Annotated in this window: 16 protein-coding genes; 2 read left to right on the top strand and 14 right to left on the bottom strand. The window is 64.9% G+C overall.

The window, feature by feature from the left end:
• Positions 1-46 precede the first annotated feature (46 nt).
• The 5 genes from ACQ4WR_RS10345 to ACQ4WR_RS10325 form a co-directional block, all read right to left on the bottom strand.
• A complete protein-coding gene (locus ACQ4WR_RS10345) occupies positions 47-910 on the bottom strand; it encodes an NAD-dependent protein deacetylase (protein ID WP_436487054.1) in 864 nt (287 codons plus the stop codon).
• 47 nt (positions 911-957) lie between these two features.
• A complete protein-coding gene (gene lepB, locus ACQ4WR_RS10340; RefSeq protein WP_436487052.1) occupies positions 958-1,629 on the bottom strand; it encodes a signal peptidase I in 672 nt (223 codons plus the stop codon).
• 156 nt (positions 1,630-1,785) lie between these two features.
• Positions 1,786-2,031, bottom strand: coding sequence for a hypothetical protein (locus ACQ4WR_RS10335; RefSeq protein WP_102298578.1), 246 nt, complete (start codon positions 2,029-2,031; stop codon positions 1,786-1,788).
• Complete coding sequence (locus ACQ4WR_RS10330) at positions 2,028-2,279, bottom strand: hypothetical protein (RefSeq protein ID WP_102298576.1); 252 nt, start codon at positions 2,277-2,279, stop codon at positions 2,028-2,030. Before ACQ4WR_RS10330 ends, ACQ4WR_RS10335 begins: the two co-directional genes overlap by 4 nt.
• Before the next feature lie 130 nt (positions 2,280-2,409).
• Entirely contained in the window at positions 2,410-2,949 is a 540-nt protein-coding gene (locus ACQ4WR_RS10325; protein ID WP_102298574.1) for a GNAT family N-acetyltransferase, read from the bottom strand.
• Positions 2,950-3,032: 83 nt separating this feature from the next.
• Here ACQ4WR_RS10325 and ACQ4WR_RS10320 point away from each other — a divergent pair, with 83 nt between their 5' ends.
• The gene (locus ACQ4WR_RS10320) at positions 3,033-3,425 is read left to right on the top strand and encodes a VOC family protein (RefSeq protein ID WP_436487049.1); all 393 of its coding nucleotides are present in this window, start codon (positions 3,033-3,035) and stop codon (positions 3,423-3,425) included.
• A gap of 1 nt (position 3,426) precedes the next feature.
• Here ACQ4WR_RS10320 and ACQ4WR_RS10315 read toward each other — a convergent pair whose 3' ends face one another.
• A complete protein-coding gene (locus ACQ4WR_RS10315; RefSeq protein ID WP_436487047.1) occupies positions 3,427-4,011 on the bottom strand; it encodes a DinB family protein in 585 nt (194 codons plus the stop codon).
• Positions 4,012-4,170: 159 nt separating this feature from the next.
• Between ACQ4WR_RS10315 and ACQ4WR_RS10310 the strand changes: the two genes are divergently transcribed.
• Positions 4,171-5,163: an HDOD domain-containing protein gene (locus ACQ4WR_RS10310; protein ID WP_102298568.1), complete on the top strand. Its 993-nt coding sequence runs from the start codon at positions 4,171-4,173 to the stop codon at positions 5,161-5,163.
• Positions 5,164-5,203: 40 nt separating this feature from the next.
• Here the strand turns inward: ACQ4WR_RS10310 and ACQ4WR_RS10305 are convergent, their stop codons facing one another.
• The 8 genes from ACQ4WR_RS10305 to ACQ4WR_RS10270 form a co-directional block, all read right to left on the bottom strand.
• Positions 5,204-5,905, bottom strand: coding sequence for an ABC transporter ATP-binding protein (locus tag ACQ4WR_RS10305; protein ID WP_436487045.1), 702 nt, complete (start codon positions 5,903-5,905; stop codon positions 5,204-5,206).
• On the bottom strand, positions 5,898-6,611 hold the full coding sequence (locus ACQ4WR_RS10300; protein WP_102298564.1) for an ABC transporter ATP-binding protein: 714 nt from the start codon (positions 6,609-6,611) through the stop codon (positions 5,898-5,900). Before ACQ4WR_RS10300 ends, ACQ4WR_RS10305 begins: the two co-directional genes overlap by 8 nt.
• Positions 6,604-7,578: a branched-chain amino acid ABC transporter permease gene (locus tag ACQ4WR_RS10295; RefSeq protein ID WP_102298563.1), complete on the bottom strand. Its 975-nt coding sequence runs from the start codon at positions 7,576-7,578 to the stop codon at positions 6,604-6,606. The genes ACQ4WR_RS10300 and ACQ4WR_RS10295 overlap by 8 nt, the downstream gene beginning before the upstream one ends.
• The gene (locus ACQ4WR_RS10290) at positions 7,575-8,447 is read right to left on the bottom strand and encodes a branched-chain amino acid ABC transporter permease (RefSeq protein ID WP_102298562.1); all 873 of its coding nucleotides are present in this window, start codon (positions 8,445-8,447) and stop codon (positions 7,575-7,577) included. The genes ACQ4WR_RS10295 and ACQ4WR_RS10290 overlap by 4 nt, the downstream gene beginning before the upstream one ends.
• Positions 8,448-8,552: 105 nt before the next feature.
• On the bottom strand, positions 8,553-9,719 hold the full coding sequence (locus tag ACQ4WR_RS10285; protein WP_436487042.1) for an ABC transporter substrate-binding protein: 1,167 nt from the start codon (positions 9,717-9,719) through the stop codon (positions 8,553-8,555).
• 105 nt (positions 9,720-9,824) lie between these two features.
• Complete coding sequence (locus tag ACQ4WR_RS10280; protein ID WP_436487040.1) at positions 9,825-11,363, bottom strand: class I adenylate-forming enzyme family protein; 1,539 nt, start codon at positions 11,361-11,363, stop codon at positions 9,825-9,827.
• A gap of 11 nt (positions 11,364-11,374) precedes the next feature.
• A complete protein-coding gene (locus ACQ4WR_RS10275; protein WP_436487039.1) occupies positions 11,375-12,529 on the bottom strand; it encodes an acyl-CoA dehydrogenase family protein in 1,155 nt (384 codons plus the stop codon).
• 51 nt (positions 12,530-12,580) lie between these two features.
• Complete coding sequence (locus ACQ4WR_RS10270) at positions 12,581-13,405, bottom strand: IclR family transcriptional regulator (protein ID WP_102298589.1); 825 nt, start codon at positions 13,403-13,405, stop codon at positions 12,581-12,583.
• Positions 13,406-13,502: the final 97 nt, after the last annotated feature.

Genomic DNA, 13,502 nt, shown 5'->3' with positions numbered 1-13,502 from the left:
CGTTAATCGCATAGTATAGCCAGAGCGGCGCGCCGCTGCGCCGTGATCAGCCCAGCATGGCCGCTAATGCTGGCAAGATGTCCTGTGCCGGGGCTTCCGTCTTGAATGCCAGCAAATGGTCGGCGCGCGTCTTGCCCAGGTTGATGGCGGCCACGGGCTTGCCCGCTTCCGCCGCCATGCGGCACAGGCGAAAACTCGAATACACCATCACGGACGAGCCGACCACCAGCAGGGCGCTGGCCTCGCGCATCTTGCGTGCCGCTTCTTCGGCGCAGGCAGGCGGCACGCCATCGCCGAAAAACACCACGTCCGGCTGCAGGGTGCCGCCGCAGTGCGGGCAGCGCGGCAGGTGAAAGGTGGCCAGCTGCGACGGCTCCAGCAAGGCGTCGCCGTCGGGCGCCGGCGTGGCCTTGGCGCCCAGCAGTTGCGGATTGTCGCATTCCAGCCAGTCTTGTACCAGGCGCCGCGCAAAGCCTGCATGGCAATCGAGGCAGACCACCGCATGTATGCTGCCGTGCAATTCCGTCACGCCGCTGCTGCCCGCCTGCTGGTGCAAGCCATCCACGTTTTGCGTCACCAGGCCGCCGATCTGCTGGCGCTGGGCCAGCTGGGCGATGGCCAGGTGGCCGGGATTCGGCACGGCGCGCGCCAGCGCTGGCCAGCCCACCATGCTGCGCGCCCAGTAGCGGCGCTGCACGGCATCCTGGCGGCGAAAATCCGGTCCCTGCACGGGCGCATTGCCGCGCCGCACGCCGTCCGGGTCGCGGTAATCGGGGATGCCCGACGCCGTGCTGATGCCGGCGCCCGTCAGCAGCAGGACGTCGGGATGGCGTTGCAGGAAGTGCGCCAGCTGGTCGAGCGCGTGATGCGTGCTGGCGGCGTGCGGGCTGGCAAGAGGAAAGTTCGGCATGATGCGCCATGCTAACCGAAAAGCCTGGCGTTCTGCACGGCAAGGGTTTACTCCAGCTTCATGCCGAAGCGCTGCAGGCGCGGCTGCCAATGTTCCTGGATATTGGCCGAGACCAGGATGCGCTCGGCCTTGCCGATCAGCAAGGCGCGCGGCACGAAGCCGAAATAGCGCGAGTCGGCGCTGTTGTCGCGATTGTCGCCCAGCATCATGAAATGCTCTGGCGGCACCGTCACGGGGGCAAAATTGCGCGCCGCGCCAGCGATTTGCGGCAGGACCTGGATGTGGTGCTGCTCGGTACCGTTGCGTTCGTTGAAGCGCTGCGCCGTCAATTGTCCCATGCGGTCGATCGCCTCGGGCGCCGTGCCGAGCGCCGTGTAGCGGGCGGCGTGGCCATTGATGATCAGCTGTTCATCGCGCATTTCCACCGTGTCGCCGGGCAGGGCGATGATGCGCTTGATCAGCCGCGTGCCGTCTTTAGGTGAGGCAAAGGTGACGATGTCGCCGCGTGCTGGCTCGCCCAGGCGTTGCAGCACGACATCGGTGAGCGGCACTTTCAAGTCGAAGGCCAGGCGGTTGACGAAGACCACGTCGCCTTCGAGCAGGTTGGGACGCATGGAGGCCGACGGTATCGGATTCCAGTCGGCCACGGCCGTGCGGAACACGCCGAACAGCAGCAAAAACATCAAAAAACCCTTGTTGGCGCGCATCCATTTGCTCATGTTGGCTCTTTCGCTGGGCCCGTGCCCGTGATCGTTGGGAAAACGCCCGTTGTGGGCGTCTGTCCACGATGCATGGCCAGCCTGAAGCCAGTCTTAAAAGGCCGCTGACAGCGATGCTGGCGTGCCCTTGTGTTGCGCGCCAGCGTCACGCGGCGCTTACGGGCGCCGGCATGGCGTGTGCGCATCGCCATTGCCATCTGGCCGTTGCTTGCCGGGCATTTCGTCCCACAGTTCGCCCAGCGCCACCAGCAAGCCGCCGGCCACGAATGGTATTGCCACCAGCCAGGGCATGCTGTCGAGCCACGGATCGAGCAGGATGGCCGAGGCCACGGCGATGAGAAGGGCGCTGTACCAGAAGCGGCGCGGATGCCGGAGGGTCAGCAGGTAGTGCAGGTCGATCATAGGTCCTCCTTGGTGAGCATGCGAAACAGCCTGGCGGCCAGGATGCTGCTGACGGCAATGACGACGCAGCCGTCCAGGATAAACAGCACCTTGCCCACCAGATGCATGCCTTGCACGACGTAGGCCGGCAATTCCTGCACTTCCGCCCACTGTGTCATGCGTGCCAGCACGATGGCGGCAGCGAAGATGGCGATGGCCAATGCCAGTATCAGCAGCACATGTTCGAACAGGCGTTGATGCAGTTTCATGTTGGACTTGGCAAGATATTAAAAATTCCCGAAGTCTGACGTTATCAGTTCAATATGCTGCGGCTTTGCGCTGTCACAAAGGCGCGGCCGATAGGGGGAAAGTCGCGCTGATGCGAGGAAATGCCGTGTTTCAGCCCGGGGCCGTGCCGTTGCGCCGTTCGAAATACAGCAGGTCCGACCATGCATCCTGGAAGCGCATGGCTTGCTCCGACCTGCCATATTGATGGAAGCCGTTGCGCCGCATGACGGCGATCGAGCCCAGGTTTTGCGGCCGCGCCGTCGCTTCCAGGCGCCACAGGTCCAGCGCGCCGAAGGCCTCGTCCAGCAGCAGGGCGACGATGCGCGTGGCGTAGCCGCGCCCGCCAAACTGTTCGCCGATGCGGTAGCCCAGTGTCGCCTTGTTGAAATACGGGCGCGCGACGCCCGTCAGGTTGACTCTGCCGATGATCTGTCCGTCCAGCTTGGCCAGGTACTGGTGCGCATGGTCGTGCTCGCGCTCGTGCCGCGCCCGTTCGATGGCGGCGGCGACGGCTTCGGCAGTGTAGTAGGACGGCGCGCGGGCCGTGACCCAGGATTCAAAATAGGCGCGGTTGTCCAGTTCGAAGGCCAGCAAGGCGGGAAGGTCGGCGCTGGCCGGCGGGTGCAGCTGGATGCGGTCGAGGTCTGGCATGGGAGCGTGTCGGAAAGCGATGCGCCATTATAATCAACTGGCGCATCTCGCCGCACACGTGTCTGTATCCTTAAAGGAGCCGCATGCTGTCCCATATTTGCCTTGGCACCAACGATTTTCCTCGCGCCTACGCTTTCTACACTGTCCTGCTGGGAGAACTCGATCTGATCGAGAAATTTCATGATCCGGCCAGGCCCTGGGCGGGCTGGATGGCGGAGACGGCCCCGCGTCCGCTGTTCGTGCTGGGCGCGCCGCATGACGGCTTGCCCGCCGCGCCCGGCAACGGGCAGATGACGGCCTTGCTGGCCGCCAGCCGCGCGCAGGTGGACCGCTGCTACCAGGCCGTGCTGGCACTGGGTGCCGTGTGCGAAGGGCCGCCGGGACTGCGGCCCCATTACCACGCGCATTACTATGGCGCGTATTTCCGCGACCTCGACGGCAACAAGCTGTGCGTCTGCTGCCACGCCGGGCAGTAGGTCAGCGCTGGCCCCAGACGTCGTTTTCCGTCCAGCCCAGTTCCGCAAAATCCTGCGCCCGCTCATCGGCTTCGCCGGCGCAGAAGAATTCATCGAGCTGCGGGGGCGCGATGCGCGTGCCGGCCAGCATGGCGTGCACTTGCCCACGGTGGTGGATCTGGTGCTGGAACAGATGCGCCAGCAGGCGCAGGCGCGTGTCGGTTTGCGGCGTGTCGCGCAGGATCGTCACGGGCCGTGCCAGGTCCGCATCGCAGAGGCTGCGGCAATGCGCGATCAGGCGCGCATCGGACGCCTGCTGCTGCGCCTGCAGCGTGGCGCAATCCGTGCAGGGCTCGTCCTGTGCAAAGAAGGTGTAGCAGTCCGGGTGCGGCACGTCGCCGCGCAGCTCGCGCTCGAGCGCATCGAGATAAAACCAGTCGCACGTCAAAATATGGTTCAGGGTGGACTGGATCGTGGGGAAAAAGCTGACCCGCGTGGCCTGGAACTCGGCCTCGGTCAGTTGCGCGCACGCCTTCAGCAGGCGGTGGTTGGCCCAGGCGTTGTTATACGCCTGGCTGGTGATGTACTGGGCCAGCATGTTGTTCATGATTTACCTTGCACGGCAGGGAGGGTAGCGGGAACGCTACTGTAGCAGCTTGCGCCAGTTGGACAAGGCCAACCACGCCGGCCGCACCGGCGCTGCCGTGATCAAGTAAAATCGCGGCGCGGATGTCGCGATAGTGATGCATAGAGGGCTGGAAGAGCAATGGGTTGGATAGGAAAATTACTGAACGGCGGCGACGGCAAAAACAAGCTGGCGCCCGTCACGCCAGCGGCGGCGCCCGAGATGGCGCGGCAGCCGGCCACCATCACCGAAATCGATGCCATGTACTACCGCTGGCTGGCGGCGGCGGGGGCGACGCAGGCCACGGCGCAGGCGGAGCAGCAGATTCTGGACGAATTGACGCGCCTGGCCAGTGAACCGATCGCTGGCGCCGCGCTGATACCGCGCATTCCTGCCATCATTCCGCAGTTGATGCGGACCTTGCAAGATGAAAACATGAGCGCGGCCGAGCTGTCGCGCCAGCTGGCCCAGGACGTGCTGCTGGTCGCCGAGGTCTACCGCGAAGCGAACCGGCCCTGCTACCATTCGCGCTACAACGCCAGCCCCTCGATCAACAATATGGAAGGCGCCATCATGCTGCTCGGGCAAAACGGCATGCGCATGCTGCTGGCCCGCGTCGCCTTCCGTCCCATCGTCAGCATGCAAAGCGGCGGGCTGACCATCCGCACGGCACCGCTGATCTGGCGCCAGTCCGAGAAATGTGCGCTGGCGGCCAATCTGGTCGCGCCGGCCCTGCAGGCGGACGGTTTTGATGCCTACCTGGCGGGACTGATGGCCAATGTCGGCCTGGTGGTGGCGTTCCGGCTGATCGACCAGATGCACGCGCCCGACGCCTTCCCGCAATCGGACGCCTTCATTGCCCAGGTGTTTGCGCAGGCGCGCATCCTGTCGGTGCGGATCGCCGAATTATGGGAGTTTCCCGCGTCCGTGACGTGCGCGATCGCGCAGGCCGGCGCCGATGCCAGCGCGGATGCCGATCCGCAGGCGCAAGCGCTGGCGCAGGGCGAGCGCCTGAGCAAGCTGCGCACACTGGTCGATACAGGCCGCCTGCCTGCCGACGATCCCTTCGTGACGAGCGGACTCGGCAAGAGTGAGCTGCAGGTGTTCGACAAGTTGGCCGACGACGAGGAGTGACGGCCCGCAGGCCGCCCGCCATGCGCTTGGCGCATGCCGCTCAGCGCGCAAAGTACAGCGCGTGCAGGTGCTCGAGGTCGACCTCGTCGGCTTTTTGCGACAGCGCCACCCTGCCGCTTTGCATCAGGTAAACATGGTCGGCCACGCCCACCGCGCGCGCCGTGTTCTGCTCGACGAGGATGATGGTACGCCGGCCGTCGTTCAGGCGCGCGAGGATCTCGAACAATTCGTTGACCACCAGCGGCGCCAGGCCCAATGACGGCTCGTCGATGATCAGCAGCGACGGATCCGACATCAAGCCCCGCGCCATGGCCAGCATCTGCGCCTCGCCGCCGGAGAGCGAGCCGGCCAGCTGCCTGCGGCGTTCGTGCAGGCGCGGGAACATGGCGTAGGCTTCGGCCAGACGCGCCGGCATGTGGCTGCGATGCTCCTTTGGAAACGCCCCCATGATCAGGTTTTCTTCCACGCTCATGTCGCGGAAGGTCATGCGCCCCTCGGGTATCATCGTCACCCTCGCATCGCTCATCTTCCATGTCGGCGTGCCGTTGATGGACTGGCCATCGAGCGCGATGCTGCCCGCACCGACCGGCAGCAGACCCATGATGGCGCGCAGCAAGGTGGTCTTGCCGGCGCCGTTCGGGCCGATGATGGTGGTCAGCTTGCCCTTCTGGATAGCCAGCGATACATCCCACAGCACATTGATGGCGCCATAGCCGGCGCGCAGGTTCTCTATGTCAAGCATGGGCGGCTCCCGTATAGCTTTCGATGACGGCCGGATCGCGGAACACGGCGTCCGGCGTGCCGTCGGCGATCAGCTGGCCAAAATTGAGCACGGCGACGCGCTGGCACAGATTGCTGATGGTTTCGATATCGTGCTCGATCATGACGATGCCCACGCCGAAGGCGGCATGCAAATCCTTCAGCATGCCCATGAAGCGGCGCTTGCCGTTGGTTTCCAGGCCGGCCAGCACTTCATCGAGCAGCAGCAGCCTTGGATTGGTAGCCAGCGCCTTGGCCACTTCCAGCGCCTTCAATTCCGTCAGCGCCAGTTCGCTGGCCGCGTCGCGCCCCGCCTTGTCGGCCAGGCTCGTAAAGTCGAGGATTTCATCGATCTTGCGCTGGTCCACCTTGCCCGTGCCGAAGCGCTGCGCCACGATCAGGTTTTCGCGCACCGTCAGTTCATGCATGGGCTGCGGAATCTGGAAGGTGCGCCCCAGCCCCAGGCGCGCGCGCTGGTACATGGGCGTGGCCATGATGTCGCGTCCCTCGAAGCGGATGCTGCCGCTGGTGGGGCGCACCAGGCCGGAAATGGCATTGAACAGGGTGGTCTTGCCAGCGCCGTTCGCGCCCACCAGGCCGATCACGTCGTGGCTGCCCACGTTCAGGGTGACGGAATCGACGGCCGTCAGGCCGCCGAAGCGCACGCACACATTATCGAGTTCAAGCATGTGTTGTCTCCTTGGCGTTGAACGCGTTTTTCAGCCATTGCTGCAGCAGCGGCAGCAAGCCGTTCGGGCTGAAGACGATCATCGCCACCAGCAGCACGCCCAGCACCAGCTGGTGCCCGGTGGGGATCAGCGACTTGAAGATCAGCTGGTCGACCAGGTAGACCACCACGGCGCCCAGCACGGGGCCGAGGATGGTGCGGTAGCCGCCGAAGATGGCGGCCACGATCGGCAAGGTCACCCACAGGCTGTTGAAGGCGTAGTCCGGTTCCAGAAAGTTGATGTAGTGGGCATTGAAGGCGCCGAACAGGCCCGCCATGAATGCCGACACGAGCAGCATCGCGCCTTTCAGCAAGGTGCTGTTGACGCCGACGACGCGCGTGGCGTCTTCGCTGTCGTGCATGGCGCGCAGGGCGATGCCGTAATGGCTGGCGCGGATGCGGCTATAGGCAAAGGCGCAGCACACCACCAGGGTCAAGACCACCAGGTAGGCGCCCGTCTTGCTGGCCAGGTCGACGCCGAAAACCGTGGGCAGGGTGGGGATATTGTTGACGCCGCCGGCGCCGCCCGTCACGGAACTCCATTCCGTGGCCAGGATACGGAAGATGTGCGCGTAGGCGAGGATGGCCAGCGCAAAATACGGCCCGCGCAGGCGCAGCACGGGCAGCATGATGACGGCGGCGATGGCCGCGCCCGCGCCGCCCAGCAGCATGCCGGCAAACACGGGCAGGCCCAGTTTGACGGTGGTGAGCGCGGAGACATACGCGCCGACGCCGAAGAAGGCCGCGTGGCCGAAGCTGACCATGCCGCCCAGGTTGCCCAGCAGGGCCCAGGACATGGCCACGCCGCCGATGACCAGGGCTGCCACCACCATGCTCATCACATACTGGTTGGCGCCCAGCGCCAGCGGCACGGCGACATACGCGGCCAGCAGCAGGACCGCCGTGGAAATCAATGTAGACCGCTTCATCCGCGCCTCCGTTGTGCGCCGAACAGGCCGTTCGGCATGATGAACAGCACCAGCAGGAACAGCACCATGCCGGACAATTCCTGCAGCGCGGAGCTGGCCAGGGTGACGGTCAGCGCCTCGGCCACGCCCAGCAGCACGGCGGCGATCAGCACGCCCGGGATCGAGCCGATGCCGGCCAGTACCGTGATGATGAAGGCTTTTACCGTCAGCGCGCCGCCGTAGGCCGGCTGGATCACGCCATAGCTGAACAGCGCCACGCCCGCGAAGGCGGCCAGGATGCCGGCGACGAGGAAGGACACCAGTTCCGTGCGGCCCGGGTCGATGCCCATCAATTTGGCCGCGTCGCGGTTGCTGGAGACGGCACGCACGGCGCGGCCATACCAGCTGGTGGACAGCCAGCGCCACAGGGCCGCCATCAGCACCAGGCTGACGCCAAAGAAAATCACTTCGCTGCGCATGCTGAAGAAGGGGCCGATCTCGAAACCTTCCTGCAGCCAGCTCGACGACGTCGAGCGGATGTCCGCCTTCCAGACCAGCAAAATGAAATTGGTGAGGATGACGCCGATGCCGTAGGTGAGGATCAGCGAATTGATTTCGCGGTCCTTCTTGATGCGGCTGACGATCAGGTAGACGCCCACGGATGTGAGGCTGACGATCACCAGCGCGATGGGAATGGCGAACATGGGGCCAAGTCCCAGCCCGGACTCCACGCTGTAGGCGATGTAGGCGGCCAGCAGCACCAGTTCGCCGTGCGCCAGGTTGATCACTTTCATGGTGCCGAACACCAGCGCCAGACCCAGCGCGATCAGGGCGTAGGAGCCGCCCTGCAGCAAGCCCGAATACAGGGCTTGCAAGATTAATTCTGTCATGTCGTCATCCCGTCAGGCACCCCTGGCGCATCGCAAGGGATGCGCCAGGGATGCCGTTCATCGGTGCGTGCCGGGGCACGCGCGTGTGCAGCGGGAGGCTGCGGCTTACCAGGGCACGGCCGGATAGGCCAGCTTGCCCGTGGCCTGGTCCTTGGGCCAGACGATCACCACTTTCTTGTCCTGGTGCTGCGCCATGCGGTGCACGAAGTTCTGGTTGTCGCCGTTGGCGGCAAACTGCACCCGGCCGATCAGGGTTTCGCGGTCCGTCTTGCGCATTTCCTCGGCCACGCCGCCTTTCTTGATGGTGCCCTTGTCGGCGGCGCGCGCGATCGCCTCGAACAGCAGCATCGACTGCACGTAGCCGAACTGGCCCAGGTAGTCGGGCTCCTTCTTGTACAGTTGCTTGTAGGCGTCGCTGAAGGCCTTGCCGTCGGCCGTCTTGAATTCCGTGGGGAAGGGCAGCAGGGCCGTGCCGAACACGTTCGGCATCAGGTCGGGAAAATCGGCCGCCATCTTTGGCGTGGCCAGCGACCACACGCCCACCATGGCCTTGATTTTCGGTTTCAGCACGCGCGCGGCGCGGATGATGCCCACGTAGTCGTTTTCATAGCCGACCATGGCCACCACTTCGGATTTGTCCTGCAGCTTGATCTTGTTGATGATGGGCTTGAAGTCGGTGATGGCCGGGTCGAACGAGTGCGTCGTCACTTTCACGCCCTTGGCCGCCAGGGCTTTTTCCACGTCCTTGGCCAGGCCCGTGGTGGCGTCCTTGGTCGAGTAGATGATGGAGACGGACTTCGCGCCCACGTCGGCAAGCATGCCCAGCATGGCTTTTTCGTAGCCGGCCGTGTTATTGATGCGGAAAAAATTCTTGCGCCCGCTGGCCACCAGGCTGTCGTCCACGCCGCCCGACGTGATGTAGACGAGGCCCAGCTTGTTCGCCGTGTCCGAGGCGGGCGAGATATTGTTCGAGCCATAGCCGCCCGTGATGGCCACCACGCCCTGGCTGGCCAGTTTTTCCACGGCGGCGATGGCCTTGGCCGGCGCCGATTCGTCGTCGACGGTGACGATCTTGATCGTGTGCTTGCCGTTGGTCTTGTTGAACACTTCGGCCGCGACCATGATGCCTTCCTGCATGCCGGCGCCAACCCGCGCCAGGTTGCCCGTCAGGGGGATTTCCGCGCCGACCAGGAATTCGTCGGCGCTGGCTTGCGTCATCCAGGCGCTGGCGACCAGCGCTGCCATGGCGATGCGTGTGTATGTGCGTTTCATCGTGTCTCCTCCGGTGATGTGGCTTGGTTTGCCGGCGCCAGGATCGGTGCCGGCAAGGCGACCCGCATGGGTTTTATTGTCGGGTCTGATACAGCATGGTCCAACTTACAGTGCATTCTGCGCCATTTGCCGCAGCTGCCCCTTTAAAATCTTGCCGGTGGCCGCCGCCGGCAGGGCTTCCATGACGATGATGGCCGACGGGCATTTGTAGGGCGACAGGGTCTGCGCCAGGTATTGCTGCAAGGCCTGCACCGTCACGGGGTGCTGCGGGTCCAGCTCCACGTAGGCGATGACGTCTTCGTTGCCATCGGCCACAGTGCGGCCCACCACGGCGGACTGCACCACGGACGGATGGGCGTTCAGCGCCGTTTCCACTTCCAGCGGATACACATTGAAGCCGGAGCGGATGATCAGTTCCTTGGTGCGCCCGACGATGAACAGGGCGCCGTCGGCTTCCTGGCGCGCCATGTCGCCCGTATTGAGCCAGCCGCCATCGCGCATGGTGGCCGCCGTCATGGCCGGCTCGCGGTAATAGCCGGCCATGACGTTCGGCCCGCGTATCCACAGTTCGCCCGGCTCGCCCGGCGCCACGTCCCCGCCATCGAGGCTGACGACGCGCACGTCCACGCCGGGAATCGGCGTGCCGACGGAATCATCAACACGCGGCGCTTCCAGGCGCGTCTGGCTGATGGTGGGCGCGCTTTCCGTCATGCCATAGCCATTGTGCAGTGCGGTGCCCAGCAGCTTTTCCACGTCGTGCTTGAGCGACGGCGCCAGCGGCGAGCCGCCCGCATAGGCAAAGCGCAGCCGTGTGGGCAGGGGAGTCTCGGCGCCGCCCAGGGTCTGCAGCAGCTTGGCGTACATGGCGGGCACGCCCTGGACGATGGTCAAGCCGTCATGCTGCATGGCCGACAGCAGGCCGTCAACGGAAAAACGCGGCACCAGGTACAGCGCGGCGCCCGCATACAGGGTGCCCAGGGCCACCGAGGCCAGGCCGTACACGTGCGAAATCGGCAGCACGCCGTAGGCGCGGTCGGTGCTGCTCAAGCCGCGCAGGGTGCTGGAAACGGCGGCGATGAACAGCAGGTTGCGGTGCGTGAGCATCACGCCTTTCGACTGCCCCGTCGTGCCCGTCGTGTAGATCAGCGCGGCCACCTGCTCGTTGCCGGGAAGCGTGTCTTCCACGATGGCCGTCTCGTTCAAGGCGCCCGCCAGCAGCTGACCCATGCCATCGACGGTGGCGCTGGCCGCGCCCAGACGTGCCGCATGCGCGCCCGCTTCCGGCGAGGCGCCGGCCAGGAACAGCACGCGCCGCGCGGAGCTGTGTTCGGCGATGGTGTCGATCTCGCGTGCCGACAGCCGCGCATTGACGTTGACGATCCACGCATCGATGCTGGCGGCCGCGAAGATCAGCGCCACCTGCAGCGCGCTGTTCTCGCCTACCACCATCAGGCGGTCGCCAGCGCGCACGTCCAGCTGGCGCAGCAGCTGCGCAGCGCTTTCCACGCTGTGCCGCAGCTGCGCATACGTCCAGCTGCGGCCCCCTTCGTGCAGCGCCGGCGCGTCCGGCGTGCGCGCGGCCCAGTGGGCGGGGATGGCCGACAGGCGCGCCGGCAAGCCGGCCAGCAGGGCAGGGATGTCCATGACGGCCTCCTTCACTTTTGCGCTGCCTTGATCATGTTGCGGGCGATGACGATCTGCTGGATCTGCGTCGTGCCTTCGTAGATGCGGAACAGGCGCACGTCGCGGTAGAAGCGCTCGGCCGCGTATTCGCTGATGTAGCCGGCGCCGCCGTGGATCTGCACCGAGCGGTCAGCCACCCGGCCGCACATTTCGGAGGCGAACAGCTTGCAGCACGACGCTTCCGTCGAAATGTCTTCCTTGTTGTCGCGCCGGCGCGCCGCGTCCAGCACCATGCTGCGCGCCGCGTAAATCTCGGCCTTGCTGTCGGCCAGCATGGCCTGGATCAGCTGGAATTCGGCGATGGGCTGGCCGAACTGCTGGCGTTCCATGGCGTAGGCCAGGGCGTCGGCCAGCATGCGTTCGGCCGCGCCCACGCAGACGGCGGCGATGTGCAGGCGGCCCTTGTCGAGCACTTTCATGGCCGTTTTAAAACCCACGCCTTCATTGCCGCCTATGACGTTCGCGGCCGGGACGCGGCAGTTTTCAAAGATCACGTCGCAGGTATGCGCGCCTTGCTGGCCCATCTTCTTGTCGATTTTCCCCAGCGAGAGGCCCGGCGTATCCTTTTCCACGATGAAGGCGGAAATGGCCGAGGCGCCCCGCTTGACGGGGTCCGTGCGCGCCATGACGGTAAAAATGCTCGCTTCGGGCGCGTTGGTGATATAGCGCTTGCTGCCGTTGAGGATATAGAAGTCGCCGTCGCGCACGGCCGTGGTGCGCAGCGAGGCCGCATCCGATCCTGATCCCGCTTCCGTCAGGGCGAACGAGCCGATGATCTCGCCGGCAGCCAGCTTGGGCAGGTAATATTGTTTTTGCGCTTCCGTGCCGTCGATGACGATGCCTTGCGAGCCGATGCCGTTGTTCGTGCCGATCAGCGAACGGAAGGCGGGTGAGGTGCGGGCGATTTCAAAGGCGACGCGCACTTCCTCTTCCATGCTCAGTTCCAGGCCGCCGTAGGCTTCCGGGATGGACAGGCCGAACAGGCCCAGTTCGCGCATCTGCGCCACGATGGCGGGTGGAATCGTGTCCGTTTCGGCTACCAGCGCCTCGTTCGGCACCAGCACTTCGCGCACGAAGCGGGCAATGCTGTCGAGCAGGATGTTCAGGGTTTCTTCGTCGCGTATCATCGGTTTCCTCGGCGCTTTGATTTGAGCTATCGTTGAAAGGGGGCGCGCAGTCTAACCGCGGCCCAGGTTTTTTTCCACTGTCCTGACGAGGGCCACCAGGCGCGGTCCCAGCTCGGATTCGAGTTTTTCACGCGACAGCAAAAAGGCGGGGCCGCCGCAATTGAAGGCCATCACCTGTTCGCCGTCCGCGCCCAGCATGGGTACGCCCACGGCATGCACGTCGTTCTGCCACTCGCCGGCCGAGATGCAAAAGCCCCGGTCCTGGTAATCCTTGAAGCCTTGTTCGATGCCGGCCTTGATGCGCGGCCAGCGCTCCGTCTCGTGCACCCTGGCGTGGTCCATCAGGTAGTCGCGCTCGGCCTGCGGCAGGATGCACAGCAGGGCCTTGCCCATGGCCGTCGTCATCAGGGGGATGCGCGAGCCGACATCGAGGCGCAGGGTGACGTTGGCGCTGCTGCGGCACGTCTCCACGTAGACCATGCTGAGGCGGTCGCGCGTGCCCAGCGAGACAGAGGCTTGCGCATGTTCGGCCAGTTCTTCCATCAGCGGGCGCGCCATCTTGCGCACATCCAGGTTCGACAGCATGCGGTAGCCGAGGGCCAGCACGCCGGCGCCCAGCTGGTACTTGCCCAGGCTGTCCGAGTAGTTCAGGTAGCCGAGTTTGGTGAGGGTGTAGGTGAGGCGAGAGATGGTCGGCTTCGGGATGCCCGTGCGCTTGGCCATCTCGGCATTCGACAGGAAGACTTCGCCGGGACGGAAGCAGCGCAGCACTTCCAGTCCCCGCGCCAGCGCGTTGACGAACTGGCGGTCCTTGCCTTCCTCGTCGTCGCTGAAGACGATGAGTTCCGGATCCGTTGCGGCTTGAATATTTGTCATATTTGCATTCATTGTCACGCTCCCTGGAAACCAGTTTGCCTAGCCAAATTTCGCATGTCAATCGTTTTGTGAAACATTCGTTCGCACAGCGAAATGG

This window comes from Janthinobacterium amylolyticum (assembly GCF_051380655.1).
In the GTDB taxonomy this organism is placed as follows: domain Bacteria; phylum Pseudomonadota; class Gammaproteobacteria; order Burkholderiales; family Burkholderiaceae_D; genus Janthinobacterium.
The sequence above is the reverse complement of the archived record's forward strand: the minus strand, read 5'-3'. Positions and strand labels throughout refer to the sequence as shown.

Bases quoted from the DNA above. Each gene is read 5' to 3' on its own strand.
- ACQ4WR_RS10345 (WP_436487054.1), bottom strand. From the start codon at position 910: ATGCCGAACTTTCCTCTTGCCAGCCCGCACGCCGCCAGCACGCATCAC.
- lepB (WP_436487052.1), bottom strand. From the start codon at position 1,629: ATGAGCAAATGGATGCGCGCCAACAAGGGTTTTTTGATGTTTTTGCTG.
- ACQ4WR_RS10335 (WP_102298578.1), bottom strand. From the start codon at position 2,031: ATGATCGACCTGCACTACCTGCTGACCCTCCGGCATCCGCGCCGCTTC.
- ACQ4WR_RS10330 (WP_102298576.1), bottom strand. From the start codon at position 2,279: ATGAAACTGCATCAACGCCTGTTCGAACATGTGCTGCTGATACTGGCA.
- ACQ4WR_RS10325 (WP_102298574.1), bottom strand. From the start codon at position 2,949: ATGCCAGACCTCGACCGCATCCAGCTGCACCCGCCGGCCAGCGCCGAC.
- ACQ4WR_RS10320 (WP_436487049.1), top strand. From the start codon at position 3,033: ATGCTGTCCCATATTTGCCTTGGCACCAACGATTTTCCTCGCGCCTAC.
- ACQ4WR_RS10315 (WP_436487047.1), bottom strand. From the start codon at position 4,011: ATGAACAACATGCTGGCCCAGTACATCACCAGCCAGGCGTATAACAAC.
- ACQ4WR_RS10310 (WP_102298568.1), top strand. From the start codon at position 4,171: ATGGGTTGGATAGGAAAATTACTGAACGGCGGCGACGGCAAAAACAAG.
- ACQ4WR_RS10305 (WP_436487045.1), bottom strand. From the start codon at position 5,905: ATGCTTGACATAGAGAACCTGCGCGCCGGCTATGGCGCCATCAATGTG.
- ACQ4WR_RS10300 (WP_102298564.1), bottom strand. From the start codon at position 6,611: ATGCTTGAACTCGATAATGTGTGCGTGCGCTTCGGCGGCCTGACGGCC.
- ACQ4WR_RS10295 (WP_102298563.1), bottom strand. From the start codon at position 7,578: ATGAAGCGGTCTACATTGATTTCCACGGCGGTCCTGCTGCTGGCCGCG.
- ACQ4WR_RS10290 (WP_102298562.1), bottom strand. From the start codon at position 8,447: ATGACAGAATTAATCTTGCAAGCCCTGTATTCGGGCTTGCTGCAGGGC.
- ACQ4WR_RS10285 (WP_436487042.1), bottom strand. From the start codon at position 9,719: ATGAAACGCACATACACACGCATCGCCATGGCAGCGCTGGTCGCCAGC.
- ACQ4WR_RS10280 (WP_436487040.1), bottom strand. From the start codon at position 11,363: ATGGACATCCCTGCCCTGCTGGCCGGCTTGCCGGCGCGCCTGTCGGCC.
- ACQ4WR_RS10275 (WP_436487039.1), bottom strand. From the start codon at position 12,529: ATGATACGCGACGAAGAAACCCTGAACATCCTGCTCGACAGCATTGCC.
- ACQ4WR_RS10270 (WP_102298589.1), bottom strand. From the start codon at position 13,405: ATGACAAATATTCAAGCCGCAACGGATCCGGAACTCATCGTCTTCAGC.